The following is a 26,609-nucleotide window of genomic DNA, read 5'->3' as shown; positions in this document are numbered from 1 at the left end:
ACCACCGAAACATTGAAATGTTGGCAGTCCCGTCCGGATACATCACCGGACAACCAACCGGATGACCAACTGTGGCAGGGCCCAGCGCGGTCCGCAGACCACAACTGCACAAGGAGAATAAGCAGCATGGCAAAGCGCAGCAAAGCATATGAGGCAGCAGCCGCCAAGATCGACGCGGAGAAGTTCTACGCACCGTTCGAGGCAGTAACGCTCGCCAAGGACACCAACCCGTCCAAGTTCGACGCAACCGTTGAGGTCGCCTTCCGCCTGGGTGTTGACCCTCGCAAGGCCGACCAGATGGTCCGCGGCACGGTTAACCTTCCGCACGGCACCGGCAAGGTGTCCCGCGTCCTGGTTTTCGCAACGGGCGACAAGGCTGAGGCAGCAATCGCTGCCGGCGCCGACTTCGTTGGCTCCGATGACCTGATCGAAAAGATCCAGGGCGGCTGGACTGACTTCGACGCAGCCGTTGCCACCCCTGACCTCATGGGCAAGGTTGGCCGGCTCGGTAAGGTCCTGGGTCCGCGTAACCTGATGCCGAACCCGAAGACGGGCACGGTCACGGCAGACGTCGCCAAGGCTGTCAACGACATCAAGGGCGGCAAGATCGACTTCCGCGTCGACAAGCACTCCAACCTGCACTTCATCATTGGCAAGGTCTCGTTCGACGTCGTCAAGCTGGCCGAGAACTACGCAGCAGCACTGGAAGAGGTGCTTCGCCTGAAGCCGTCCGCTTCCAAGGGCCGCTACATCCAGAAGGCCACCGTGGCCACCACCTTCGGTCCCGGAATCTCCGTTGACCCCAACGTCACCAAGGTTCTGACCGAGGTCTAATTCCTCCAGTTCCAGTTCCAGTTCCAGTTGCCGGATCCGTCCGGCGCACGAGGACCGTCCGGCATTGCGCCGGACGGTCCTTTTTGCTTGTGTCCCGGGTGCTCGACTAAATCGTTCCGATCGCTAGGCTGGGAGGGTGGAGGGCTGGGGGAGTCGACGAGGAGACATGCGCGCTCTGGAGATTACCGCCGTCGCCATTCCCCCCGCGTTCGACGGCGGAACATCCGACGGCGGGAGGGGGCTTGCTGCTGCCGGAACAGGGAGTTTCGGCGACTTCCGGGAATGCTACGCCTTGCGCGAGGCCCACGAACTGGAGAAATGGGGCAACCTTGACCGCTGCCCAACAGAGCCGGAGAGCGTCGAATATTGGCGGGGCAGCGAGTACGAGGAGCGGGTGCTTTTCCTGGCACGGGTGGGCCAGAAAACGGTGGGCACGTGCTCGGTGACGCTGCCTTTGCGCGAAAACACCGGCACGGCAGGAATCGATGTCCTGGTGGCGCCCCACCAGCGCAGGCAGGGCTGGGGGCGCAGCTTGCTTGAGCACGCCGAAGCCGTTGCGCGCGGGCGCGGCCGTACCTCCCTTGATGCTTACTGCGAGCTACCCGTGGAGCAAGTGGAGGGCGCTGGGCGACTGCTGCCGGCGAAATCAGGGGCGGGCGGACTTCCCGCAGAAGCGGCCGTCGTCGCCTTTGCTGCCAGCGCCGGGTATGAACTCGAGCAAGTCGAGAGATCTAGCCGGCTGTCCCTGCCGGTATCGCCCGAGCACCTTGCCGCATTGGAAACTGAGGCCTCGGCGCGCGCGAAAGAGTACATGCTCGTTGGCTGGGCCGACACCTGCCCGGAGGAGTTCCTGACGGAGTACGCCGTGTTGAAGCGCCGGATGAGCACCGACGTGCCCGTGGCGGGGATGGACTGGGAAGCCGAGGACTGGGATCAGGGCAGGGTACGCCAGGAGGAGCAGACCCTCACCCGCAGTGGTGTGCAAACCGTTGTTACTGCGGCCATGCACCGGACCACGGGGGAGCTGGTGGCCTACACGGTCCTGAACTGGCGGGCGGGCGTGCCCGCAGCCATCACGCAGCAGGATACCCTGGTATCCGCCGCGCACCGGGGCCGCCGCTTGGGAACCCTGATCAAGGTGGCGAATCTCCGTGCCGCCCAGCAGCGCTGGCCCGCCGCGAGGTCGGTACTTACATGGAACGCCAGCGAAAACCAGCATATGCTGGCGATAAATATTTCGCTTGGATTCAAGCCTGCTGGCTATGAAGGTGAGTGGCAGAAACGGCTGGGATGATGCCCCTTATGGCAAGAAACGTACAGATCGAGCAGCTTTGGATCCCGGATTCCCTGGAGACGGCGGACGCAGCGGACTTCCTCGCCGCCGTGGAGGTGGGACGCAAGGTGCGGATGCAGACCTGGGGAAGCGATGATCTGGCGTATGGGCCGCTTGAAAAGCTCCTCGAACTGGCGGACCCGTATGAACGCCAGATCATCCTCGTGGCCAAGGTCAATGGCGAGATCGTCGGGACCGTGGACATCGCCCTTCCGCTCACGGATAACCTGGACCTTGCGGAATTCACGCTGGATATCCTTCCGGAGTTCCAGCGGCAGGGAGTGGGCCGGAAGTTGCTCCTCGCGGCAGAACATATGGCACGGGGCGAGGGCCGCACGATGATCCTGGTGGACACCAACCACCCAGGGGCTTCACTTCACGAGTTCGAGAAGGCCCAGCTGGTTCCCGGTTCGGGGCAGGGATTTGTGCCCCTCGCCAGCCGGGAAGTCGAATTTGCCCGCAAGACCGGATACACGCTGCAGCACATCGAACAGTTCAGCTCGTGCGTGCTGCCGCTGGACACCAAACTCGTGGCCGATCTTCAGGCCGAGGCCGATGAAGCCAACAACGGCCGTTACCGCCTGCATCATTGGACGGACCGCTGCCCGGATCAGTGGCTGGAAGCAGTGGCCGCGCTGGAGAACCAGGCGGGCGCCGACGTCGACCCCTCGCTTGGAACCCCCGTTGAGCAGGACATGGTGTTCGACGGCGGCATTCTCCGTGAGGCGGAAGAGGCCACCATTGCGCAGGGTCGGCGGACTGTGGTCACGGCAGTTGAGCATCTGGCGACGGGTGCGCTCGTGGGCCTGACCACCATCAGTGTCCTGGCGCACCGCGCCGATGTCGTCTTCCAGGACGACACTCTCGTGCTGCAGGAGCACCGGGGGAACAAGCTGGGCCTGCTCATCAAGGTGGCCAATATGGAACGCCTGACGGAGCAGTTCCCCGATGCGCGGGTCATCTACACCTGGAACGCACCAGAGAACCGGTACCTCCTGACCGTAAACCAGCAACTTGGCTTCACCACGGCAGGCGTCACGGGTATCTGGCAGAAGGAACTGCCCCACCTCGGATCCAGCACCAGCTAGGGCCCGATTTGGCGGACCGGCGGCCCACCCCGTAAGCTGGGATGACCAAAGACCGTCGGTTGTTGGAAATCCACTCTCCCAAGCAAGACTCACCTCTGCAGTCGCGCCGGGAGAGCCAGTGGATCTCCGGACGAAGGACCCTGAACATAGGGCGGCCGGCGCAGGTGAACGAAGCAAAGCTCCGCGGTTCTGAACCGCGTCGAGACAAGCCCCGTGCATCTGCGCGGGGCGTTTTTTCGTTTTAGCTCTGTTGAGCGGGGACCGGGAATCACCGGCACTATCCCCGGAAGGAGGGTTATGGCAACGCCTAGCAAGGTTTCAGCAGTAGCTGAGATCACTAACGATTTCAAGGAATCGAACGCCGCTGTCCTGACCGAATACCGTGGGCTCACCGTTGCACAGCTCAAGCAGCTGCGTGTCTCTCTCGGCCAGGACACCAAGTTCTCGGTCGTAAAGAACACCCTGACCGCCATTGCAGCCAAGGAAGCTGGTGTCGAAGCATTCAACGACCAGCTTGCCGGCCCCACTGCGATCGCGTTCATCAAGGGTGACGCAGTTGCCGCTGCCAAGAGCCTGACGGATTTTGCCAAGACCAACAAGCAGCTGGTTATCAAGACCGGTTACTTCGAGGGCAAGGCACTGAACGCAAGCGAAGTCGCTGCCCTGGCAGCACTCGAGTCCCGCGAGCTTCAGCTCGCCAAGGTTGCAGGCATCCTCAAGGCTCCTGCCGCCGCCGCTGTACGCATCATCGACGCGCTGCGCCTCAAGCTTGAAGAAGAGAACGGTGCACCGGCAGCAGCCGAAGCGCCCGCCGCTGAAGAAGCCCCCGCAGCCGAAGCAGAAGCTCCCGCAGCAGACGCAGCAGCAGAGGCCGAAGCTCCGGCCGACGCAGCAGCCCCCGAAGAGAAGTAATTCTCTTTCAAACCAGACTCCGGTGTGAAGGCAATGGCTCCGGCCGCCGAGCACCACTATAGGAAGGACGCCACACCATGGCGAAGCTCACCAACGAAGAGCTCATTGAAGCTTTCAAGGAACTGACCATCATCGAGCTCTCCGAGTTCGTCAAGCTCTTCGAAGAGACCTTCGAAGTTACCGCAGCTGCTGTTGCAGTTGCCGGCCCCGCCGGCGGCGGCGCTGCTGAAGAAGAAGCAGAGCAGACCGAATTCGACGTCGTTCTTGAAGCTGCTGGCGACAAGAAGATCGCAGTGATCAAGGAAGTACGTGCAATCACTTCCCTGGGCCTCAAGGAAGCCAAGGACCTGGTTGACAGCGCTCCCAAGGCCGTCCTCGAAGGCGTCACCAAGGAAGCAGCCGAAAAGGCTGTTGCACAGCTCGAAGAAGCCGGCGCACGCGTTACCCTCAAGTAGCTCGCTGCTTTTTTGGAAGCCCCGTCCACTTCGGTGGGCGGGGCTTCCTGCGTCAACCGGGTTCGCTGATGTCAGCCACCACAGCATCCAGGGCCGCGGTCAGGGCATCGGCGTCGACAAACGCGCTGTAGCCGTGTTCCCCGGCGCCCATCGAGATCCGGCGCCCGGTGATTGTGGCATCCGCATACACCGGCCAGGGATTGGTGCTGCCCAGCGGGGTGATGGTTCCGCGTTCATAACCCGTAGCGTCCAGCGCGACATCGGCCGGCGGCAGCGAGAGTTTGTTGACGCCCACCAAAGACCTGAGCTTGGGCCAGGAGATCTGGCGGTCGCCCGGTATGAGGGCGAACAGGAAGCTGCCGTCCTTGTGCTTGACCACCAGCGACTTGACGATGTCGGCTGGCGTGATGCCCAGGATGCTGGCGGCTTCCTCCAGGCTCTTGGCGGCGAGGCGCTGCACGATCTGGACGTCCAGGCCGCGTGCGCTGGCGTCGGCGAGGAAACGCTCCCGGCCGACGCCGACCGTACCGTCTGCAGGCATCCCCGCCATCAGTCCCGGTACAGCAGGAGGGCTTCGCCCTGGCCGCCGCCTCCGCAGAGTGAAACCGCGGCTTTGCCCTTGCCGCGCCGTTTAAGTTCGTGCGCGGCGTGCAGGGCAAGTCTGGCACCGGAAGCGCCAATGGGGTGGCCAAGCGCAATCGCTCCACCGTGGAGGTTGCACTTCTCCAAGGGATAGTCGAGGTCCCTCAGGGACTGCACGGCAACAGAGCCGAAAGCTTCGTTGATTTCGATGAAGTCCAGGTCGGCTACGCTCCAGCCAGCCCTCGCCAGGGCCTCCTTGATGGCGTTTGAAGGCTGGGAGTGAAGGGAGTTGTCCGGGCCGGCCACCTGGCCAGGTTTCCCCACGACCGCCAAGTATTCGAGGTCGTTATCCTCAGCGAAAGCGCGCGTGGTCAGCACCAGTGCGGCGGCGCCGTCGGACAGGGGGGAGGAGTTCCCAGCGGTGATGGTTCCGTCGCTGACAAAGGCGGCCCGCAGCCCCGCGAGTGTTTCCACGGACGTGTTCGGACGGACTCCTTCATCGGAGGAGACCACCAGGGGATCGCCCTTGCGCTGAATGACGTTGATCGGGGCGATCTCGTCGTCGAAAACGCCGTTCTTGGCAGCGAGGGCGGCGCGCTGGTGCGAGTGCGCCGCCACGTTGTCCTGCGACGTCCGGTCAATGCCCAGGGTGAGGTTCTTAGTTTCGGTGGACAGGCCCATGGACTGGCCGTCGAACGCGTCGGTCAGGCCGTCGTGCGCGGCTACGTCCAGGGCTTGGATGGCGCCATACGTCCAGCCTTGCCGCGAGCCGGGCAGCAGGTGGGGCGCGCGGGTCATTGATTCCTGGCCGCCGGCCACCACCACAGTGGCGTCTCCGCTGCGGATCATGCGCGCGGCATCAATGACGGCGGTCAGCCCGGAGAGGCACACCTTGTTGATGGTGACGGTGGGGACGTTCCAGCCGATACCGGCGCCGATGGCGCTCTGGCGGGCTGGGTTCTGGCCGGCACCGGCCTGAAGCACCTGGCCCATGATGACCGCATCAACGCGGTCGGCTTCCACGCCGCTGGCTTGAAGGGCGGCCTTGATGGCGTGGGCACCGAGTTCGACGGCGGTGAAGCTCGCCAGTTGCCCGTTGAGGCGGCCCTGCGGGGTGCGCGCTGCTGCAAGGATGACAACGTCAGTGTTGTCTGCGGAGTTGCCCATTGTTGTCTCTTCCGATCTGAAATGATGTAGGCCAAGGCTATCGTGAGCCTCATCACCTAACCATCCAAACGTTTGAGCGGCACCGCTAATTCCGCCGATCCGCTCTGCTGTCTCCAACAGCGCCCCGGAGTGCAGAGGGAAAACCGGCGGGCAGACGCTTCAAACCAACGGCCAATATACGTGCTTGCAATCAGGCCCGATGTGGGGTAGACAGGTGCGCTATTTTGCCGTATCGTAGATATTTGCGTCTTCCCTGTTTACCTTCAGCCTTCATATAGCGGTGGGCTTTGCCTAGCAGCTGACCATCAACGTGCCGTCAACAACGTCACACTATGGGCAGCGCGGGCCCCGGGTCATATAGCGGAACCGGATGGTAGCACTGCGGAGTCATTCTGCAGGGTGCACAGCGGGGGAGATCTGAAAACGCCTGAAGGTCTGTGGAAGGATCCCTCTTGGTCGCCTCGAGCACCTCTAATAACGAAACCGCTAACACCGCCGACAGCACTGATGGTGCCACTCGCCGGCTCTCATTCGCAAAGATTCACGAACCTCTTGACGTTCCGAATCTTCTTGCCCTGCAGACGGACAGCTTCGACTGGCTGGTCGGAAACGAACGCTGGCAGGCACGCGTAGCGAAGGCCGTCGAAGAAAACGATCTCAGCGTCGCCACCACGTCAGGTCTCTCGGACATTTTCGAAGAGATCTCCCCGATCGAGGACTTCCAGGGCACCATGTCCCTGAGCTTCTCCGATCCGGAGTTCGCTGACCCGAAGTACACCATGGCCGAGTGCAAGGACCGGGACGCAACGTACTCGGCTCCGCTGTACGTCAAGGCCGAGTTCATGAACAACAACACGGGCGAAATCAAGCAGCAGACCGTGTTCATGGGCGACTTCCCGCTGATGACCGAGAAGGGCACCTTCGTCGTCAACGGCACCGAGCGTGTCGTCGTCTCCCAGCTGGTCCGTTCCCCGGGCGCTTATTTCGAGCGCACCGCCGACAAGACCAGCGACAAGGACATCTTCACTGCCAAGATCATCCCGTCCCGCGGTGCATGGTTCGAGCTTGAGATCGACAAGCGCGACCAGGTCGGCGTCCGCCTCGACCGCAAGCGCAAGCAGTCCGTCACGGTGCTGCTGAAGGCCCTGGGCTGGACCGAAGGCCAGATCCTCGAAGAGTTCGGCCAGTACGACTCCATGCGCGCCACGCTGGAGAAGGATGCCACCGAGACCCGCGAAGACGCTTTGCTGGACATCTACCGGAAGCTGCGACCGGGCGAGCCGCCCACCGTCGAGGCTGCCCAGTCCCTGCTGGACAACCTGTACTTCAACTCCAAGCGCTACGATCTGGCCAAGGTCGGCCGTTACAAGATCAACCGCAAGCTTGGCATCGACCGCTCCCTTGGCGACAAGGAAGCGTCGGTCCTGCACGTTGAAGACATCGTCGCCATGATCAAGTTCCTGGTTGCGTTGCACGCCGGCGAGAAGACCCTCACGGGCAAGCGCGACGGCCAGGACCACGAGCTGCGCGTCGAGATCGATGACATCGACCACTTCGGCAACCGCCGAATCCGCGCCGTTGGCGAGCTCATCGAGAACCAGGTCCGCACCGGCCTGTCCCGTATGGAGCGCGTTGTCCGCGAGCGTATGACTACCCAGGACGTCGAGGCAATCACGCCTCAGACCCTGATCAACATCCGCCCCGTGGTCGCAGCCATCAAGGAGTTCTTCGGAACGTCCCAGCTGTCCCAGTTCATGGACCAGAACAACCCGCTCTCGGGCCTGACCCACAAGCGCCGCCTGTCGGCCCTTGGCCCGGGTGGTCTGTCCCGTGACCGTGCAGGCATGGAAGTCCGAGACGTTCACCCGTCCCACTACGGACGTATGTGCCCCATCGAAACCCCTGAAGGCCCGAACATCGGTCTGATCGGTTCGCTGGCATCCTACGGCCGCATCAACCCGTTCGGCTTCATCGAGACGCCTTACCGTCTCGTGTCCGAAGGCGTTGTATCGGATGAGGTCCAGTACCTCACGGCCGACGACGAGGCAGAGGTCCTGATCGCACAGGCCAACGCTCCGCTGGATGAGAACAAGAAGTTCGCCGAAGAGACTGTCCTGGTCCGCGCCCGCGGTGGTGGAGGCGAGCCCGTGCTGGTTCCCGCCGCCGACGTCGAGTTCATGGACGTTTCCCCGCGCCAGATGGTGTCCGTGGCTACCGCCCTGATCCCGTTCCTGGAGCACGACGATGCTAACCGTGCACTCATGGGTGCCAACATGCAGCGCCAGGCTGTGCCGCTGGTCCGTTCCGAGGCTCCGTTCGTGGGCACCGGTATGGAGCGCGCGGCTGCAGTCGACGCCGGTGACGTTGTCATCGCCAAGAAGGCAGGTGTGGTGACCGAGGTCTCCGCTGAACTGGTCATCATGCTCAACGATGACGGCACGGAAACCAACTACCGCATCAACAAGTTCGCCCGTTCCAACCAGGGCAACTGCTACAACCACCGTGTCCTGGTGAATGAAGGCCAGCGCCTTGAGGTCGGCGGCATTATCGCCGACGGTCCGGCAACGGACCAGGGCGAACTCGCCCTCGGCAAGAACCTGCTGGTGGCGTTCATGTCATGGGAAGGTCACAACTTCGAGGACGCCATCATCCTCTCGCAGCGCATTGTTGCCGAGGACGTTCTCTCCTCCATCCACATCGAGGAGCACGAGATCGATGCCCGCGACACCAAGCTTGGTGCCGAGGAAATCACCCGTGACATCCCCAACGTGTCCGAGGAAGTCCTTGCGGGCCTGGACGAGCGCGGCATCATCCACATTGGTGCCGAGGTTGAAGCCGGCGACATCCTGGTCGGAAAGGTCACCCCGAAGGGTGAAACCGAGCTGACCCCGGAAGAGCGCCTGCTGCGCGCCATCTTCGGTGAGAAGTCCCGCGAAGTGCGCGACACCTCCCTGAAGGTTCCGCACGGCGAGTCCGGCACCGTCATCGGTGTCCGCGTCTTCGACCGCGACAACGACGACGAACTGCCCCCGGGCGTGAACCAGCTGGTCCGCGTCTACGTGGCCGCCAAGCGCAAGATCACCGACGGCGACAAGCTCGCCGGCCGCCACGGCAACAAGGGTGTCATCTCCAAGATCCTTCCGATCGAGGACATGCCCTTCCTTGCCGACGGTACCCCCGTTGATATTGTCCTGAACCCGCTGGGTGTTCCGGGCCGTATGAACGTCGGCCAGGTGCTCGAAACGCACCTCGGCTGGGTTGCCAAGACCGGCTGGAAGATCGAAGGCGAGCCCGAGTGGGTCAAGCAGCTGCCGAACCTGCCGCGCGAAAGTGGCCAGACCACTGTTGCAACGCCGGTGTTCGATGGCGCCCGTGAAGAAGAAATCACCGGTCTGCTCGACTCCACCAACGTGACGCGCGACGGCGACCGCCTGATCAACTCCTCAGGCAAGACCCGCCTCTTCGACGGCCGCTCCGGCGAGCCGTTCCCGGATCCGATCTCGGTCGGCTACATGTACATCCTGAAGCTCCACCACCTGGTGGACGACAAGATCCACGCCCGCTCCACCGGCCCGTACTCCATGATCACGCAGCAGCCGCTGGGTGGTAAGGCACAGTTCGGTGGCCAGCGCTTCGGTGAAATGGAAGTGTGGGCGCTCGAAGCTTATGGCGCCGCCTACACGCTCCAGGAGCTCCTCACGATCAAGTCGGATGATATCCACGGTCGTGTGAAGGTCTACGAAGCAATCGTCAAGGGCGAGAACATCCCCGAGCCGGGCGTTCCTGAGTCCTTCAAGGTCTTGATCAAGGAAATGCAGTCGCTGTGCCTGAACGTGGAAGTGCTTTCCACGGACGGAACCACAATTGAAATGCGTGACTCTGATGACGCAGTCTTCACGGCTGCGGAAGAACTGGGCATCGATCTGTCTCGTGCAGAGCCAAGTTCCGTAGAAGAGGTTTAGCAGGCGGGCGTCCCGGGAAAGGCGCGCGGCCCCGCCGCGCTGCCTTTCCCGGGGCCTCACCTCCCTCTTCCCGTAACCCAAGACTTCAGAATTTAGAGAACAAGAGAGAACAGGGACCATATGTCCAGCGAATCCTCCTTCGGCCTCATGCAGATCGGCCTCGCCACCGCGGAAGACATCCGTGGCTGGTCTTACGGCGAGGTTAAGAAGCCGGAAACCATCAACTACCGCACGCTCAAGCCCGAGAAGGACGGACTCTTCTGCGAGAAGATCTTCGGCCCGTCCCGGGACTGGGAATGCTACTGCGGCAAGTACAAGCGCGTGCGCTTCAAGGGCATCATCTGCGAGCGGTGTGGCGTTGAAGTCACCCGTGCGAAGGTCCGCCGTGAGCGCATGGGCCACATCGAGCTGGCCGCTCCGGTCACGCACATCTGGTACTTCAAGGGTGTTCCGTCACGCCTTGGCTACCTCCTTGACCTGGCACCGAAGGACCTCGAAAAGGTCATCTACTTCGCTGCCTACATGATCACCAGCGTCGACGCCGACAGCCGCCACGAGGAACTGCCCAACCTGCAGGTTGAGCACGACATCGAGAAGAAGCAGCTGATCGATAACCGCGACTCCGACATCGCCACGATCGCACGCGACCTCGAAAACGAGATTGCACGCCTCGAGGGTGAAGGTGCCAAGGCTGCCGACAAGAAGAAGGCCCGCGACTCCGCTGACCGTCAGATGGCCAACGTGCGCAAGCGCGCCGACGCCGAGATCGAGCGCCTCGAGCAGGTCTGGGACCGCTTCAAGAACCTCAAGGTCGCTGACCTTGAAGGTGACGAAGGCCTGTACCGCGAGCTTCGCGACCGCTACGGCATGTACTTCGAAGGCTCCATGGGTGCCGAAGCAATCAAGAAGCGTCTTGAGAGCTTTGACATGCAGGCCGAGTCGGACCTGCTGCGCGACATCATCGCCAACGGCAAGGGACAGCGCAAGACCCGTGCCCTGAAGCGCCTCAAGGTGGTCAACGCGTTCCTGACCACCAACAACAGCCCGCTCGGCATGGTGCTGGACGCCGTCCCGGTGATCCCGCCGGAACTGCGCCCGATGGTCCAGCTGGACGGTGGCCGCTTCGCGACCTCCGACCTCAACGACCTCTACCGCCGCGTGATCAACCGCAACAACCGCCTCAAGCGACTGCTTGATCTCGGTGCTCCGGAGATCATCGTCAACAACGAGAAGCGCATGCTTCAGGAAGCTGTTGACAGCCTCTTCGACAACGGCCGCCGCGGCCGTCCGGTCACCGGACCGGGCAACCGTCCCCTGAAGTCCCTGAGCGACATGCTCAAGGGCAAGCAGGGCCGTTTCCGCCAGAACCTCCTCGGCAAGCGCGTTGACTACTCCGGCCGTTCGGTCATCGTCGTCGGCCCGCAGCTGAAGCTGCACCAGTGCGGCCTGCCCAAGCAGATGGCGCTGGAGCTCTTCAAGCCGTTCGTGATGAAGCGCCTGGTTGACCTCAACCACGCGCAGAACATCAAGTCGGCCAAGCGCATGGTCGAGCGCTACCGTCCGCAGGTCTGGGACGTGCTCGAGGAAATCATCACCGAACACCCGGTGCTGCTGAACCGTGCACCTACCCTGCACCGCCTCGGCATCCAGGCGTTCGAGCCGCAGCTTGTTGAAGGCAAGGCAATCCAGCTTCACCCGCTGGTTTGTGGCGCCTTCAACGCTGACTTCGACGGCGACCAGATGGCAGTGCACCTGCCGCTGAGCCCCGAGGCCCAGGCTGAGGCACGCATCCTGATGCTGTCCTCGAACAACATCCTGAAGCCCTCCGATGGACGCCCGGTCACCCTGCCCTCGCAGGATATGATCATCGGCCTCTACCACCTGACCACCAAGCGTGTCGGTTCAGCTGGCGAAGGCCGCGTCTTCGGCTCGGTTTCGGAAGCCATCATGGCCTACGACCTGCACGAGCTGCACCTTAACTCCAAGGTCAGGATCCGGCTTGACGGCTTCGTTCCTTACGCAGGCTGGGAAGCTCCGGAGGGCTGGGAGCCGGGCCAGACCGCGCTCGTTGAGACCTCGCTTGGCCAGGTCCTCTTCAACGAGACCCTGCCCGAGGATTACCCGTGGGTTGAGGATGTTGCTGACAAGGGTGAACTGTCCCGGATCGTCAATGACCTTGCCGAGCGCTACCCGAAGGTGGTTACGGCAGCAACGCTGGACAACCTGAAGGATGCCGGTTTCTACTGGGCAACCCGTTCAGGCGTCACCGTTGCCATCTCTGACATCGAAGTTCCCAAGGACAAGCCGGCAATCCTGGCCGGTTATGAAACCATGGCGGCCAAGATCCAGGGCCAGTACGACAAGGGCCTGATCGACGACGACGAGCGTCGCCAGGAACTGATCGAGATCTGGAACAAGGCAACGAACGAAATCGCCCAGGCGATGCGTGACAGCCTCTCTCCGATGAACACCATCAACCGCATGGTGTCCTCCGGTGCACGTGGTAACTGGATGCAGGTCCGCCAGATTGCGGGTATCCGTGGCCTGGTGGCCAACCCTAAGGGTGAGATCATCCCGCGTCCCATCAAGTCCTCCTACCGTGAGGGCCTGTCGGTGCTGGAATACTTCATCGCCACCCACGGTGCCCGTAAGGGCCTGGCTGACACCGCGCTGCGTACCGCCAACTCGGGTTACCTGACCCGTCGTCTGGTGGACGTGTCGCAGGACGTCATCGTCCGCGAAGAGGACTGCGGTACCGAGCGCGGCCTGGTGACGGCTATCGCCGTCGCTGACGCCAACGGTGAGCTGGTCCTGGATGAGAACGTCGAGAACAGCGCCTACGCCCGTACGCTCGCCGTTGATGTCGTGGACTCCAAGGGCAATGTCCTTGCTGCCGGCGGCACTGACTGCGGCGACGTCGTCATCGCGGAACTGTTCGCGGCCGGCATCACCGAGGTCAAGGTCCGCTCTGTACTCACCTGTGAGTCCAGCGTCGGCACCTGTGCCCTGTGCTACGGCCGTTCACTGGCAACGGGCAAGACCGTGGACATTGGTGAGGCAGTGGGCATCATCGCCGCACAGTCCATCGGTGAGCCCGGTACCCAGCTGACCATGCGTACGTTCCACACCGGTGGTGCTGTTTCCGCCAGCGGTGGCGACGACATCACCCAGGGTCTGCCCCGTATCCAGGAGCTCTTCGAAGCCCGTACCCCGAAGGGTGTTGCACCGATTGCTGAAGCAGCCGGCCGCATCACCATCGAAGAGTCCGAGCGCCAGATGCGACTGGTCATCACCCCCGATGACGGGTCCGAAGAGATCGCTTACCCGGTACTGCGCCGTTCGCGCCTCCTCATCGAGGATGGCGAGCACGTCACAGTGGGCCAGAAGCTCATCAACGGTCCCGTGGATCCCAAGCAGGTTCTGCGCATCATGGGTCCCCGTGCCGCGCAGAAGTTCCTGGTGGACGAGGTCCAGGGCGTGTACCGCAGCCAGGGCATCGGTATCCACGACAAGCACGTCGAGGTTATCGTCCGCCAGATGCTGCGCCGCGTCACGGTCATCGAGTCCGGCGAATCGGATCTGCTGCCCGGCGAGCTCGCCGAGCGCAGCCGCTTCGAGGATGCCAACCGCCGTGTTGTGTCCGAGGGCAAGACTCCGGCTTCCGGACGTCCTGAGCTCATGGGCATCACCAAGGCGTCCCTGGCCACCGAGTCCTGGCTGTCGGCAGCTTCCTTCCAGGAGACCACCCGCGTCCTGACGCAGGCGGCCATGGAAGGCAAGAGCGATCCGCTGCTCGGCCTCAAGGAGAACGTCATCATCGGTAAGCTGATCCCGGCCGGCACGGGTCTCCCGCGCTACACCGAGGTCACCGTGGAGCCCACTGAGGAAGCAAAGGCCAACCTGTTCACCGGCCCCAGCGCATTCAGTGACTTCTCGTACGACACCCTGGGCGGCGACGGAGCTCCCGAGTTCCACGCCATCCCGCTGGATGACTACGATCTCGGCAACGACTTCCGGTAACTGGCACGGCGGACCCTTTCGTGTCGCGTTCCGCGCCACGTAGGGACCCGACCGCCCTGCCCTTAGGACGGCCCCGTTCCCCCTCTGCCTGAGTTTCTGGCGGAGGGGAGGCGGGGCCTTTCGTATACACCCAATTAACCCGCAGGATCAAGCCGTGCTAGAATTTTGGTAATTGTTTGTGTGGCAGTGGATGAAGGCCGCCGCAGCATCATTTTGGTTTTGTTCTCATGATGTTGGGTGTGAGCTTGTTTCCGGGTTGCGGGCTAGGTGCGCAACGAATGCCACGCTTTTGCACGCCTAAGTTCGATCCTAGACATCGAGGCTGCAGGAACAACGCCAAATCGGTGCAGTGACGGTTGACGCCGCGATGCGCCGGTAGAGATCAAACCAACGGAGAACACGAGAGTGCCTACGATTAACCAGCTGGTCCGCAAGGGCCGCACGCCTAAGGTCAAGAAGACCAAGGCCCCCGCGCTGAACGGCAGCCCCATGCGCCGCGGTGTCTGCACCCGCGTGTACACCACCACCCCGAAGAAGCCGAACTCGGCTCTGCGTAAGGTGGCGCGTGTGCGCCTCAACGGTGGCATTGAAGTCACCGCTTACATCCCCGGTGTAGGCCACAACCTGCAGGAGCACTCCATTGTGCTCGTCCGCGGTGGTCGTGTGAAGGACCTCCCAGGTGTCCGCTACAAGATCGTCCGTGGCGCCCTCGATACCCAGGGCGTCAAGAACCGTAAGCAGGCCCGCAGCCGCTACGGCGCAAAGATGGAGAAGAAGTAATATGCCTCGCAAGGGTCCGGCCCCGAAGCGGCCGCTAGTCATTGATCCCGTTTACGGGTCCCCGCTGGTCACCCAGCTGATCAACAAGGTGCTGGTCGACGGCAAGAAGTCCACCGCGGAGCGCATCGTTTACGGTGCCCTTGCCGGTGCACAGGAAAAGTCCGGTGGAGACCCGGTTGCTGCCCTGAAGAAGGCCATGGAGAACATCAAGCCGAGCCTCGAGGTGAAGTCCCGCCGCGTTGGTGGCGCCACCTACCAGGTTCCGGTTGAGGTCAAGCCGGGCCGCGCAACTGCGCTGGCCCTTCGCTGGCTCGTTGGTTACTCCAAGGCCCGCCGCGAGAAGACCATGACTGAGCGCCTCCGCAACGAGATCCTGGATGCCTCCAACGGTCTCGGCGCCGCTGTGAAGCGTCGCGAAGACACCCACAAGATGGCCGAGTCCAACAAGGCCTTCGCACACTACCGCTGGTAATACTTCCCGGACGCCGCCGGCTCGATCGAGCCGGCGGCGAACGCGTAGTCCATCCGAAAGGGAGACACCGTGGCACAGGACGTGCTTACCGACCTTAGTAAGGTCCGCAACATCGGCATCATGGCCCACATTGACGCCGGCAAGACCACCACCACCGAGCGCATCCTGTTCTACACAGGTGTGAACCACAAGATTGGCGAAACGCACGACGGCGCTTCGACCACCGACTGGATGGAACAGGAAAAGGAACGCGGCATCACCATCACGTCTGCCGCCGTGACCTGCTTCTGGGAAAACAACCAGATCAACATCATCGACACCCCCGGCCACGTGGACTTCACTGTTGAGGTTGAGCGCTCCCTGCGCGTCCTCGACGGCGCTGTTGCCGTGTTCGACGGCAAGGAAGGCGTCGAGCCGCAGTCCGAGACCGTGTGGCGCCAGGCCGATAAGTACAACGTTCCGCGTATCTGCTTCGTGAACAAGATGGACAAGCTGGGTGCTGACTTCTACTTCACCGTAGATACCATCATCAGCCGCCTCGGCGCCAAGCCGCTCGTCATGCAGCTCCCGATCGGCGCCGAGAACGACTTCATCGGCGTCGTCGACCTGCTCTACATGCGTGCGCTGGTCTGGCCTGGCGACTCCAAGGGTGACGTCACCATGGGTGCCAAGTACGAGGTCCAGGAGATCCCGGCTGACCTCAAGGAGAAGGCTGAGGAATACCGCGCAGCCCTCGTCGAGGCCGTTGCTGAGGCTTCCGAAGAACTCATGGAGAAGTACCTCGAAGGCGAAGAAATTTCGATCGACGAGCTCAAGGCCGGCATCCGCAAGATGACGATCAATTCCGAGCTGTACCCGGTGTTCTGTGGCTCTGCCTTCAAGAACCGTGGTGTCCAGCCGATGCTTGACGCTGTCGTTGACTACCTGCCGAACCCGCTCGACGTCCCGCCGATGATCGGTCACGATCCCCGCGACGAAGAGAAGGAACTGACGCGCAAGCCGTCTTCCGAAGAGCCGTTCTCGGCTCTGGCGTTCAAGATTGCCACGCACCCGTTCTTCGGCCAGCTCACCTTCATCCGCGTGTACTCCGGTCACGTGGAAGCAGGCGCGCAGGTGGTCAACTCCACCAAGGGCAAGAAGGAGCGCATCGGCAAGCTGTTCCAGATGCACGCCAACAAGGAAATGCCGGTTGACGGCGCTACCGCAGGCCACATCTATGCAGCCATCGGTCTGAAGGACACCACCACGGGCGATACCCTGTGTGACTCCAGCAACCAGATCGTCCTCGAGTCCATGAGCTTCCCGGAGCCTGTGATCTCGGTTGCCATCGAACCGAACACCAAGGGTGACCAGGAGAAGCTTTCCACGGCCATCCAGAAGCTCTCCGCCGAGGACCCCACCTTCCAGGTGTCCCTCAACGAAGACACTGGCCAGACCATCATCGCCGGCATGGGCGAGCTCCACCTGGACATCCTGGTGGACCGCATGCGCCGCGAATTCAAGGTTGAGGCAAACGTCGGCAAGCCGCAGGTCGCTTACCGCGAAACCATCAAGAACGTTGTTGCGCGTCACGACTACACGCACAAGAAGCAGACCGGTGGTTCGGGCCAGTTCGCAAAGATCCAGATTGCCATCGGGCCGCTGGACACGTCCGAAGGCGAGCTGTACGAGTTCGAGAACAAGGTGACCGGTGGCCGTATTCCGCGCGAATACATCCCGTCGGTTGACGCCGGTATCCAGGATGCGCTTAACGACGGCGTCCTGGCCGGTTACCCGGTTGTCGGCATCAAAGCAACGCTGATTGACGGCGCCTACCACGACGTTGACTCTTCGGAAATGGCGTTCAAGATTGCCGGCCGTATGGCTTTCAAGGAAGCCGCACGCAAGGCGAACCCCGTCCTGCTCGAACCGCTGATGGATGTCGAGGTCCGCACCCCTGAGGAATACATGGGTGAAGTAATCGGTGACCTCAACTCCCGCCGTGGCCAGATGCAGTCCATGGAAGATGCACAGGGTGTCAAGGTCATCCGTGCGCACGTCCCGCTGTCCGGCATGTTCGGCTACATCGGTGACCTGCGCTCAAAGACCCAGGGCCGCGCTGTGTACTCCATGACGTTCCACAGCTACGCCGAGGTCCCGAAGGCATTTGCCGACGAGATCATCCAGAAGAACCGCGGCGAATAGTCCTTCGGACTTTCACTGCTAACAAACTCGGGTGCGCTTCCGTCTGACGGAAGCACACCTGGTGCAGGTGGCCGGGGTTCCGGTTAGATGCAGTCCGGTCAAGCCGGGCCCCGGCCATCAGCACGAACAGGCTCGAGGCACTAGTATTAGTTCCTGAATCTGCAATTTCACCAATCCAAAGCCCCCCAAGTAGACTTGCCTGAGTTTCTGCCGCGACAAGCGCGGCCGGAAGGTAAGTCATTTGAAAACGTTCTAGGAGGAACCTGTGGCAAAGGCAAAGTTCGAGCGGACTAAGCCGCACGTCAACATCGGCACCATTGGTCACGTTGACCACGGTAAGACGACGCTGACGGCCGCCATTTCCAAGGTGCTGTACGACAAGTACCCGACTCTCAACGAGCAGCGCGACTTCGCGTCTATTGACTCTGCTCCCGAAGAGCGTCAGCGCGGCATTACCATCAACATCTCCCACGTTGAGTACCAGACCGAGAAGCGCCACTACGCACACGTAGACGCTCCGGGTCACGCTGACTACATCAAGAACATGATCACCGGTGCTGCGCAGATGGACGGTGCAATCCTCGTGGTTGCCGCCACTGACGGCCCGATGGCTCAGACCCGCGAGCACGTTCTGCTCGCCCGCCAGGTTGGCGTTCCCTACCTGCTGGTTGCGCTGAACAAGTCGGACATGGTTGACGACGAAGAGCTTCTGGACCTCGTTGAAATGGAAGTTCGTGAGCTGCTCAGCGCTCAGGGCTTCGATGGCGACGACGCTCCTGTTGTTCGCGTTTCCGGCCTGAAGGCCCTCGAAGGCGACCCCGTTTGGGTCAAGTCCGTTGAGGACCTCATGGAAGCCGTTGACGAGTCCGTTCCGGACCCCGTACGTGACCGTGACAAGCCGTTCCTGATGCCGATCGAAGACGTCTTCACGATCACCGGCCGTGGCACCGTTGTAACGGGCCGCGCCGAGCGTGGAACCCTCGCCATCAACTCCGAGGTCGAGATCGTCGGCATCCGCCCGGTCCAGAAGACCACGGTTACCGGTATCGAGATGTTCCACAAGCAGCTCGACGAAGCATGGGCCGGCGAGAACTGTGGCCTCCTGCTCCGCGGTCTGAAGCGCGATGACGTAGAGCGTGGCCAGGTTGTCGTCAAGCCGGGTTCCATCACCCCGCACACCGACTTCGAGGCCAACGTCTACATCCTCTCCAAGGACGAAGGCGGACGTCACAACCCGTTCTACTCCAACTACCGCCCGCAGTTCTACTTCCGCACCACGGACGTAACCGGCGTTATCACCCTGCCGGAAGGCACGGAAATGGTTATGCCTGGCGACAACACTGAGATGACCGTTGCGCTCATCCAGCCCATCGCCATGGAAGAGGGCCTCGGCTTCGCTATCCGCGAAGGCGGCCGCACCGTTGGTTCAGGACGCGTCACCAAGATCAACAAGTAGTCACTTGCTGATCTGCGTCTAGATCTGCGATCGCTGGCCGTCTGACGGCCGGACGTGAGCTCCGGAACAGCCCCGCTGCTGGTGCAGCGGGGCTGTTCTTTGCTACAATTAATCCACTCAATGGATTAATTGTAGCGCTCCCGATTGCGCGAAAGAGGTTGCATCATGACGGACGAGTCGTACAAAGCCGGTTACCGCGCAGGTCACCTTCAAGGCTGGCTCGATGCCATGGCCAGGCTTGGAACGTCAGAACCCGCGGCGGCAGTAAAAGCCGGCCCTGCGGCTGGTCCCGTTGCTGGCCGTCCGGCCGGTGGTCCAGCAGCCGCACCCTCAGCGCTCCCGCCCTCGGAGGCACCGTTAGCGTTCCCTACCCCGGCTTGGACCCAGGTGCCCGTCCTGCCGGTCGCTCCACGGACGACGGCGGCATCCTCTTCCGTGCCATCGTCGCCGAATCCGGTCTGGCAGGCTTCGAGATTTGAGGCGGAGACGCCAGCGGAGCGCCAGGCCCGGCGGGAGAAGCGGGACCGCCAGAACATCAACATCACACTGTATGTGGCAAGCCTGCTGCTGGTGGCGGCGGGGGCACTCTTCATTGGAACGAACCTCCCGCCGGTGTTCCGGTTCGCGGCGGTCTGCGCAGTTACCTCGATGTTCTACGGGGCGGGGTTTGTCCTCCATGCCAGGGTCCCCAGGCTGAGGCCGGCCGCTGTTGCGTTCGCCGGCACCGGGCTTGCCCTGGTTCCCGTCGCGGGCCTTGCCCTCTACAACTTCGCGCTCCACGATGGCCCTGCTGCATGGCTCATCACGTCGCTGGTTGGGACTGCGGCTTATGTGACCGCGGCCGTTCGGCTCGAGAGCCGCGTGCTGGTGTATCTTTCCCTCACCTTCCTTGTCTCCACAGCATGGTCTGGCGTGTCCGTCCTGGGCGGTCCGCTTGTCTGGTACTTCGCGGCGTTGATCGGGCTGGCAGTGCTGCTGACGGCGCTGGCTCTGGGCCGTCCAGGCTGGCTGCCTCCGGTCTACGTCAGACCGCTGATGGTCTTCCACCCGTGGGCGGTTCCCGCCGTCGCCATCGCTGCGACGTGTGTGCCGCTGCTGCTCGACAAATCCGAGTATGCCCTCATCATCTGCTTGTGCGGATCGTATTTTGCGTTGGTGGCGGCCGCACCGGGCCCGCTTCGGTTACTCAACTTCTATGCCGCGAGGATCTCGTTGACGGTGGCTGCCGCCGTCGAGGTGTGGCATCTGACCGGACGTGCGGTCGATGCCCTCTTGGCGGGGGCCGCCCTCTTTGGCGCCCAGGCCGCGGCTGTGGCTTTCTCGCAGGGACGGCTCGGCGGCTGGTTTCCAGTGCGCGTCCGGCCGGAGCCTGGGGCAGGCAGTGTACGTGCAGACGCTGGGAATCGCTGGCGGCTCGACGCTTTGATGACGTTCGGGGCCCAGCTGGTTGCAACGATGGCATTTGCGGTCCAGAGTATTTTGACCGGGGTCTACCGAAGTGCCGGCGTCGAAGCAGCCGGTACTGTGGCGCTGTGGGTGCCGGTTCTGCTGGCGGTGATCACTGGCCTGGCGGTGGCTTTCAGGCTGACGGGGAAGGCCGAATGGGCGCCGGTGGCCGCCTTGGCCCTGGCCGCCATGGTGGGCAATTCCATGGGGGCCTGGCCCTTGGTCGGAATGCTGCTGCTTGGCTCCGCGTTCTGGGCGTACCGTGGGTTCCTTGGGACAGGTGTGCCGCGGCAGCAGATGCTCCTGGGAGCGCGGGTGGCGGCCACGCTGACCGTTCCCGTGACGGTGGCTGCTGTCGTTGGCGATAGCGAGGGGCGGACGGCGGCTGCGCTTTTCGGGCTGCTCGTGGCGCTGGTGTGCCAGCAGCTGCTGACTGCGTTGTTGCAGCGCTCGGGCGTCAGGATGATGGCACCGGAGGTCAGCTTGGCAGGCTTCGCCGTCGCCTCAGCCGTCTCCTTGATCGGTTTGCCGTTCCTGGACACCACTCCGGGCAACGGATTGACGGGACTCGCGCTCCTCGCCCAGGTGCTCGCCGCGTTGGCGATCGGTTGGCTGCTGCTGCCACGGCCGGCCTCCAGCTCGGACTGGCACGCCACCGTGTGGGAAGCCCTGCCGCTGGGGGTCTCAGCGGTGGCTATTCCGGTCGCTTTCCAGGCCGTGTCCCAAGGTGCAGGGAACGTCGCGCTGCTGCTGGCGGCAGGCTACCTGTTTTCCACCGCCGCGCGCCTGCCGCTGAGGCAGCATCGATGGGCCTATTGGTGGCTGGGCCGGGGAACGGCCACGGTCCTGGCCTTGACTGCCTTTAATCAGTTGCAGCAGGACGGCGGACCAACCGTCATCGCGGGGAGAGGTGCTTCTCCCGGCCACGGTGCTGATCACGGTGTTGGCCCTTCAGCTTGTCTTCCCCTTGGCGGCGGCCGCGCGCGGGCGGGCTCCGAAGGGGATCCTGGCCGACGCCAGTGCTGTGCTGCTGCTGCAGCTGGCGGGCTGCGCGGTTCTGGCTCCGCTGGGGGTCGCGGAATGGCAGGGAACGTATGCTGCGGTGGCAGCGGCGCTAGGTGCGGCAGCCTCGGGGTATGTTCTCCGCGCGGAGGCAGGATCCGTTTGGATCGCGCCCGTGGCCTTCGGCGCCCTGCTGGCCCTCAGCGGCGGGGACTTGGCCGAGGTCGAACTGGTGCTGGCGGTCTTCGCTGTCTTTTGTGCCGTGATGGTGCTGGCCGAGCCACAGGCCGCGCGCAAGGGCTGGTACTTCGTCGCGGCCCGGGTACTTACGGCAGGCCTTGCCCTGGTGCTGAGCTATGACATCACCGCCTCACCAACGGCCGTTTCCGTAACGTTTGCGTTCGTCCTTGCCGTCCAGCACGCGGTCCGCTGGGCCATGCGGTCACGGCTCGCCAAAGTCCCCTTCCAGCAGGCCGCTGTCTGGATCACGCTGGCGGGACAGGCGCTGCTGCCGCTGGCGTACGTGATGCGGACAGTTCCTGCTCGGGTCTGGGGGCAGGACGACGACGGCGGCCGCTGGGTGGTGCTTCTGGAATTGTTCCTGCTGCTTGTCTCCGCACTTGTGGCCAGGAGGTTCTTCGGCGCCCGCGGCGCCCTGTACTTCGCCGTTTACGCAACGCTGTTCGGCGTGCTTTCGCTGGGCCCACTCTTCACATTCGGTGGAACGTTCCTCGGCTCACCGGTCCTGGACGGTACGGGCACTCCTGCGGTGCTGCTGTCCGTGGCACTCCTCGCGGTTGTTGCCGGGGTGTTGCGGCGCAGCCGGAATGTTCCTGTTGGGGACATCGAGCATTGGCTGTGGCTGGTCAGTGCAGTGTCCTTCACCCTCGCGGGGGCGCTCGTTTCACCGTGGGCGGCGGACTGGGTCCTGGGCGCAGCCGTGCTGGTCCTCGCCGCCGTGTGTTTCACAGGCTCCCACGTGGAGGGGCAGCCGCTCTTCTATCCGCCAGCAGCTGCGGCGGGTCTCGGTAGCTCCATAGTCCTGGCTGGGGAATTTGTGCAGGATGTCCCCGGCTCGTGGGGCGAATTCCTGCCATGGCTGACCGGAGGCGGGCTTGCCGCCACCGCACACTATGCCGCACGGCTGTACCGGAGCCGGGCGTTGCAAGGGGACCTGGTGCGTCGTTGGTCGCTGGCCGGGGCGGCGTTCCTGGGCTTCAGCCTGGTCGCGCTGGCCGGGGTCCGGCACGACGCGACGTCCTGGGTCGCCGCGGCCCTGCTCGGAGCCGCCGCCGGTGTCTCCTATCTCGAAGCGCCGCCGAAGGCCCGGCGGATCGTCGCGGAAGTTGGCGCACTGGCGCTGACTGCGGCTGTCCAGCGGGCTGCCATTTTTGAGCTGGACCAGCCGTTCGTCTACTACGGCCTGTCCTCTGCCCTTCCCGATCCTTTCTGGGTGGTCCAGTGGTACGTGCTCCTGGCCGCCGGCCTCGGCGCGTTGCGCTACGCGGCGGGCCATCACGTGGCCGGAAGGCTGATGGTGGGGGCTGCAGCAGGCCTGCTATCGCTGAGCGGCCTTGCCGTGGTCTTCGGCGGCACGGGCGGGCAGCAGCTGTGGGTGCTGGTGCTTCTCGCGGCGCTCCTCCTGGCGGGGCTTGGCCTGGGAGAACGGCTGTTTGTCTGGTGGGGAGCCGCGGGGGTGGCGGCCTGCATCCTGTGGGCGATGCGGCAGTACACTTTTGCGCTGCTGGCACTCATCGCCGTCGGACTCATCATCGTCGCTGTGTGGCGCCTGAACCGTGGGACAGCCACGGAGCAGCCGCTGGATGAAACCGGACCAGAGCAGCCAGCGCCGCATGAGGCCGTGGACCGTGAACCGTTCAACCGGTCCTGATACTGTTGCCAGCATCGAGAGGAGTTCATCATGGGATGGCTTATTTTTCTAATTGTTGTGGTTGCCGTGGTTGCCGGAGTGTTCTGGGCCAAGAAGAATTTCCGGAACGAGATTGACCGCGCCAAGCGCATCAACCGCGCAAACAAGAACCAATGACCCGCAAGACCGCTTAACCGGGCTTACCCGGCCCTACCCAGCCGATTTCCTACGGGCCCGCCCCAAGGCCTGGTACCAGTAATAGGACTCCTTGGGCGTCCGCTCCAGGCTGTCAAAGTCGACGTGGACCAGCCCGAAACGCTGTGAATAACCCGCTGCCCATTCGAAATTGTCCAGCAGCGTCCAGACGTAATAGCCGCGCAGGTCAACGTCATGGGCAATGCCGCCGGGGGCTGTGGCCTCCAGGGCATGCCGCAAATGCCCCGCGATGAAGCTGATCCGGTTATCGTCCTGGATAGGGCCGGTCACATGGTCGGGTTCCGGAAAACTGGCGCCGCTTTCCGTGATGTACAACGGGGGCAGGGAATCCCGGTAGCGGTCCTTCAGCTCCCGTAGCAGGATGCCAAGGTGTTCGGGAGCCACGGGCCAGCCGAACCCGGTGGTGCTGTACTCCGGGAAGGTCTCCTGATGGAATGGGACCCGGACCATGGCTTCCGCAGGTCCCGTGGGGCTCTCAGCCGGCCCCCTGCCGGCGGCCACTTTCGTGGGGTAGTAGTAGTTGAGCCCGTAGAAGTCCAAAGGCTGGTGGATGGTTCGCAGGTCGGCTTCGGAGATTTTGCCCAGGGCACGGAACCAGGGCCTGGCGATCAGGGGCGGGCGCGGGTAGTGCCCCAGGAGGATCGGGTCAGCGTAGATCCGGTTTAGCATCAGGTCGAACACGCCGGCAATGAGCTTGTCCATGAGCTTTCCGGTTGCCGGCCGGACGGGGGAGTGCAGGTTGGTCACGCCGATCCCGCCAGCCACGCCTTCACTGCGCAGTGCCTGGACGGCCAGCCCGTGGGCAAGCAGTTGATGGTGAACTGCGGGCAAGGAATTGAACAGCAGGTCCCGGCCTGGTGCATGGACACCGAGCGCGTAGCCGTTCAGCACCACCGAGGCTGGTTCGTTGAGGGTGACCCACTGCGCTACCCGGTCGCCGAATCGCCGGCCGGCAGCGGCGCAGTACTCCGCGAAGCGCTCAGCGGTGGCACGGTTCATCCAGCCGCCGTCGTGCTCCAACGGAAGCGGTGTGTCCCAGTGGTACAGGGTGGCCATGGGGGAGATGCCGGCCGCAAGGAGCTGATCGATCAGGCGATCGTAGAAGGCCAGGCCCTGTTCATTGAAGGAGCCGCGGCCGTCGGGCTGGATCCGTGGCCAGGAGATGGAAAACCGGTACGAATCCACACCGAGGTCACGCATGAGTGCCACGTCTTCCGCGAAGCGGTTGTAGTGGTCGCAGGCCACCGCAGGTGAGTGCCCGTCCACGATGACACCAGGCTTTTCAGCGAAGGCGTCCCAGCCGGAAGGGCCACGGCCACCCGCGGCCAGGGCGCCTTCGATCTGAAAGGCCGCGGAGGCGACGCCCAAGGTGAACGAGGGCGGCAGGCGGCCGGCGAGGTCGCGTATGGAAACAGCATTCTCCACCGTCATTTTCCTATCATCCATTCGGAAGTTGCCGAAGGCAATGACCCGGGGCGGGAGGACTGCGGCGAAAAGCTGGGTCCTGACGGATGGGCTGATTCGCTTCTATGGACAATTTCCGGCATACTAGATGAGTTGTTCAAGCGCTTCTTCGCGTCCCGATCCGGATAATGCCGGGTGTCAGGGTCCAAGTGGAAGACCAAACATAACCCACCCCCATGGAACTGCGGATTTGTATGCGTGCCAAGCGCGACACGCCCGACCGCGGGGGTCGGTTACGCCGGCAAGGTGAGGAACCCGGATTCTTCCGGATTCAGTTTGTGCGGCGGGTGGTAGTTCAGACTTCAAATGCTTCGGCAGCCACATGCAACACGCAAGTAAACAGAGCAGCCCTAACTGGAGCAGCACTAACTGAAAGAGAGTCAGGCGACATGGCGGGACAAAAAATCCGCATCCGGCTGAAGTCATACGACCACGAGGTCATTGACGTTTCAGCACGGAAGATCGTTGAGACGGTCACGCGCGCAGGCGCAACGGTAGTTGGCCCCGTGCCGCTGCCTACGGAGAAGAACGTCTACTGCGTAATCCGCTCTCCGCACAAGTACAAGGACAGCCGCGAGCACTTTGAAATGCGCACGCACAAGCGTCTTATCGACATCATCGATCCCACGCCTAAGGCCGTCGACTCGCTCATGCGCCTCGACCTGCCGGCCGACGTGAACATCGAAATCAAGCTGTAGGGAGGTGCTGAGAGACTATGACCGCAACCCGTAACGTAAAGGGCCTGCTGGGCACGAAGCTCGGCATGACCCAGGTCTGGGACGAGAACAACAAGCTCATCCCCGTCACTGTGGTCCAGGCAGATTCGAACGTCATCACCCAGCTGCGCAACGCAGACGCTGATGGCTACGTCGCTGTACAGATCGGCTACGGCCAGATCGATCCCCGCAAGGTCACCAAGCCGCTGGCTGGTCACTTTGAAAAGGCAGGCGTCACGCCTCGCCGCCACGTCGTCGAACTGCGCACTGCAGATGCTGATTCTTACGAGCTGGGCCAGGAGCTGTCTGTTGAGCTCTTTGAAGCCGGCCAGAAGATCGACGTCATCGGCACCACCAAGGGTAAGGGCTTCGCCGGCGTTATGAAGCGTCACGGCTTCCACGGCGTTGGAGCTTCCCACGGTGCCCACAAGAACCACCGTAAGCCCGGTTCAATCGGTGGCGCATCCACCCCGAGCCGCGTCTTCAAGGGCATGAAAATGGCCGGCCGCATGGGCGCCGTTCGTCACACCACGCTGAACCTCACCGTTCACGCGGTTGACGTCGAGAAGTCGCTGCTCCTGATCAAGGGTGCCGTTCCCGGCGCCCGCGGCCAGGTCGTACTCGTACGCACCGCCGTGAAGGGAGCCTAG

At 63.0% G+C, this 26,609-nt stretch carries 18 protein-coding genes; 15 read left to right on the top strand and 3 right to left on the bottom strand.

What is annotated here, in order from left to right; all coding sequences use genetic code 11:
* The first annotated feature begins 126 nt into the window (after positions 1 to 126).
* The 5 genes from rplA (at position 127) to rplL (ending at position 4,622) form a co-directional block, all read left to right on the top strand.
* Positions 127 to 834 (top strand): 50S ribosomal protein L1, encoded by a 708-nt coding sequence (rplA, locus tag J7E83_RS08365; protein WP_214960753.1) that lies wholly within the window; start codon positions 127 to 129, stop codon positions 832 to 834.
* Positions 835 to 1,000: 166 nt separating this feature from the next.
* A complete protein-coding gene (locus J7E83_RS08360) occupies positions 1,001 to 2,128 on the top strand; it encodes a GNAT family N-acetyltransferase (RefSeq protein ID WP_214960751.1) in 1,128 nt (375 codons plus the stop codon).
* Between the two features lie 8 nt (positions 2,129 to 2,136).
* Positions 2,137 to 3,255, top strand: coding sequence for a GNAT family N-acetyltransferase (locus J7E83_RS08355; RefSeq protein WP_214960749.1), 1,119 nt, complete (start codon positions 2,137 to 2,139; stop codon positions 3,253 to 3,255).
* A gap of 297 nt (positions 3,256 to 3,552) precedes the next feature.
* Positions 3,553 to 4,167, top strand: coding sequence for a 50S ribosomal protein L10 (rplJ, locus tag J7E83_RS08350; RefSeq protein ID WP_214960747.1), 615 nt, complete (start codon positions 3,553 to 3,555; stop codon positions 4,165 to 4,167).
* Positions 4,168 to 4,244: 77 nt separating this feature from the next.
* Positions 4,245 to 4,622: a 50S ribosomal protein L7/L12 gene (rplL, locus tag J7E83_RS08345; protein WP_214960745.1), complete on the top strand. Its 378-nt coding sequence runs from the start codon at positions 4,245 to 4,247 to the stop codon at positions 4,620 to 4,622.
* Positions 4,623 to 4,674: 52 nt separating this feature from the next.
* Here the strand turns inward: rplL and J7E83_RS08340 are convergent, their stop codons facing one another.
* Together J7E83_RS08340 and J7E83_RS08335 are read right to left on the bottom strand one after the other, a co-directional pair.
* Positions 4,675 to 5,172 carry an aminoacyl-tRNA deacylase gene (locus tag J7E83_RS08340; RefSeq protein WP_214960743.1) on the bottom strand — a complete coding sequence of 166 codons (498 nt, stop codon included), beginning with the start codon at positions 5,170 to 5,172 and terminating at the stop codon, positions 4,675 to 4,677.
* On the bottom strand, positions 5,172 to 6,371 hold the full coding sequence (locus tag J7E83_RS08335; RefSeq protein WP_214960741.1) for an acetyl-CoA C-acetyltransferase: 1,200 nt from the start codon (positions 6,369 to 6,371) through the stop codon (positions 5,172 to 5,174). Before J7E83_RS08335 ends, J7E83_RS08340 begins: the two co-directional genes overlap by 1 nt.
* Positions 6,372 to 6,823: 452 nt before the next feature.
* On the opposite strand from J7E83_RS08335, the gene rpoB reads away from it, so the two are divergent.
* From rpoB to J7E83_RS21390, 8 genes are all read left to right on the top strand, one after another.
* Positions 6,824 to 10,333: a DNA-directed RNA polymerase subunit beta gene (rpoB, locus tag J7E83_RS08330; RefSeq protein WP_214960739.1), complete on the top strand. Its 3,510-nt coding sequence runs from the start codon at positions 6,824 to 6,826 to the stop codon at positions 10,331 to 10,333.
* Between the two features lie 120 nt (positions 10,334 to 10,453).
* The gene (locus J7E83_RS08325) at positions 10,454 to 14,353 is read left to right on the top strand and encodes a DNA-directed RNA polymerase subunit beta' (protein WP_214960737.1); all 3,900 of its coding nucleotides are present in this window, start codon (positions 10,454 to 10,456) and stop codon (positions 14,351 to 14,353) included.
* A gap of 405 nt (positions 14,354 to 14,758) precedes the next feature.
* Positions 14,759 to 15,133 carry a 30S ribosomal protein S12 gene (gene rpsL, locus J7E83_RS08320; protein ID WP_018773658.1) on the top strand — a complete coding sequence of 125 codons (375 nt, stop codon included), beginning with the start codon at positions 14,759 to 14,761 and terminating at the stop codon, positions 15,131 to 15,133.
* Position 15,134: 1 nt separating this feature from the next.
* Complete coding sequence (gene rpsG, locus J7E83_RS08315) at positions 15,135 to 15,605, top strand: 30S ribosomal protein S7 (RefSeq protein ID WP_214960735.1); 471 nt, start codon at positions 15,135 to 15,137, stop codon at positions 15,603 to 15,605.
* Between the two features lie 69 nt (positions 15,606 to 15,674).
* Positions 15,675 to 17,789 carry an elongation factor G gene (gene fusA, locus J7E83_RS08310; RefSeq protein WP_214960733.1) on the top strand — a complete coding sequence of 705 codons (2,115 nt, stop codon included), beginning with the start codon at positions 15,675 to 15,677 and terminating at the stop codon, positions 17,787 to 17,789.
* A gap of 265 nt (positions 17,790 to 18,054) precedes the next feature.
* On the top strand, positions 18,055 to 19,245 hold the full coding sequence (gene tuf, locus J7E83_RS08305; protein ID WP_050684398.1) for an elongation factor Tu: 1,191 nt from the start codon (positions 18,055 to 18,057) through the stop codon (positions 19,243 to 19,245).
* A 165-nt stretch (positions 19,246 to 19,410) separates the two neighbouring features.
* On the top strand, positions 19,411 to 22,053 hold the full coding sequence (locus J7E83_RS08300; protein ID WP_214960731.1) for a hypothetical protein: 2,643 nt from the start codon (positions 19,411 to 19,413) through the stop codon (positions 22,051 to 22,053).
* Positions 22,054 to 23,614: 1,561 nt separating this feature from the next.
* Positions 23,615 to 23,740, top strand: coding sequence for a hypothetical protein (locus tag J7E83_RS21390; RefSeq protein ID WP_285289314.1), 126 nt, complete (start codon positions 23,615 to 23,617; stop codon positions 23,738 to 23,740).
* 33 nt (positions 23,741 to 23,773) lie between these two features.
* Here J7E83_RS21390 and J7E83_RS08295 read toward each other — a convergent pair whose 3' ends face one another.
* Positions 23,774 to 25,210 carry a GH1 family beta-glucosidase gene (locus tag J7E83_RS08295; RefSeq protein ID WP_214960728.1) on the bottom strand — a complete coding sequence of 479 codons (1,437 nt, stop codon included), beginning with the start codon at positions 25,208 to 25,210 and terminating at the stop codon, positions 23,774 to 23,776.
* A 422-nt stretch (positions 25,211 to 25,632) separates the two neighbouring features.
* Here J7E83_RS08295 and rpsJ point away from each other — a divergent pair, with 422 nt between their 5' ends.
* Together rpsJ and rplC are read left to right on the top strand one after the other, a co-directional pair.
* On the top strand, positions 25,633 to 25,941 hold the full coding sequence (gene rpsJ / locus J7E83_RS08290) for a 30S ribosomal protein S10 (protein WP_003803825.1): 309 nt from the start codon (positions 25,633 to 25,635) through the stop codon (positions 25,939 to 25,941).
* A 17-nt stretch (positions 25,942 to 25,958) separates the two neighbouring features.
* A complete protein-coding gene (gene rplC, locus J7E83_RS08285; protein WP_214960727.1) occupies positions 25,959 to 26,609 on the top strand; it encodes a 50S ribosomal protein L3 in 651 nt (216 codons plus the stop codon).

The organism is Arthrobacter sp. ISL-48 (assembly GCF_018613805.1).
Classification (GTDB): Bacteria; Actinomycetota; Actinomycetes; order Actinomycetales; family Micrococcaceae; genus Arthrobacter.
Note: the sequence above shows the minus strand (reverse complement) of the source record. Positions and strands in the feature narration are given on the sequence as shown.

What these genes read in the sequence shown, in the direction of transcription:
- rplA (WP_214960753.1), top strand. Translation starts at nt 127, where the DNA reads ATGGCAAAGCGCAGCAAAGCATATGAGGCAGCAGCCGCCAAGATCGAC.
- J7E83_RS08360 (WP_214960751.1), top strand. Translation starts at nt 1,001, where the DNA reads ATGCGCGCTCTGGAGATTACCGCCGTCGCCATTCCCCCCGCGTTCGAC.
- J7E83_RS08355 (WP_214960749.1), top strand. Translation starts at nt 2,137, where the DNA reads ATGGCAAGAAACGTACAGATCGAGCAGCTTTGGATCCCGGATTCCCTG.
- rplJ (WP_214960747.1), top strand. Translation starts at nt 3,553, where the DNA reads ATGGCAACGCCTAGCAAGGTTTCAGCAGTAGCTGAGATCACTAACGAT.
- rplL (WP_214960745.1), top strand. Translation starts at nt 4,245, where the DNA reads ATGGCGAAGCTCACCAACGAAGAGCTCATTGAAGCTTTCAAGGAACTG.
- J7E83_RS08340 (WP_214960743.1), bottom strand. Translation starts at nt 5,172, where the DNA reads ATGGCGGGGATGCCTGCAGACGGTACGGTCGGCGTCGGCCGGGAGCGT.
- J7E83_RS08335 (WP_214960741.1), bottom strand. Translation starts at nt 6,371, where the DNA reads ATGGGCAACTCCGCAGACAACACTGACGTTGTCATCCTTGCAGCAGCG.
- J7E83_RS08325 (WP_214960737.1), top strand. Translation starts at nt 10,454, where the DNA reads ATGTCCAGCGAATCCTCCTTCGGCCTCATGCAGATCGGCCTCGCCACC.
- rpsG (WP_214960735.1), top strand. Translation starts at nt 15,135, where the DNA reads ATGCCTCGCAAGGGTCCGGCCCCGAAGCGGCCGCTAGTCATTGATCCC.
- J7E83_RS08300 (WP_214960731.1), top strand. Translation starts at nt 19,411, where the DNA reads ATGACGGACGAGTCGTACAAAGCCGGTTACCGCGCAGGTCACCTTCAA.
- J7E83_RS21390 (WP_285289314.1), top strand. Translation starts at nt 23,615, where the DNA reads ATGGGATGGCTTATTTTTCTAATTGTTGTGGTTGCCGTGGTTGCCGGA.
- J7E83_RS08295 (WP_214960728.1), bottom strand. Translation starts at nt 25,210, where the DNA reads ATGACGGTGGAGAATGCTGTTTCCATACGCGACCTCGCCGGCCGCCTG.
- rpsJ (WP_003803825.1), top strand. Translation starts at nt 25,633, where the DNA reads ATGGCGGGACAAAAAATCCGCATCCGGCTGAAGTCATACGACCACGAG.
- rplC (WP_214960727.1), top strand. Translation starts at nt 25,959, where the DNA reads ATGACCGCAACCCGTAACGTAAAGGGCCTGCTGGGCACGAAGCTCGGC.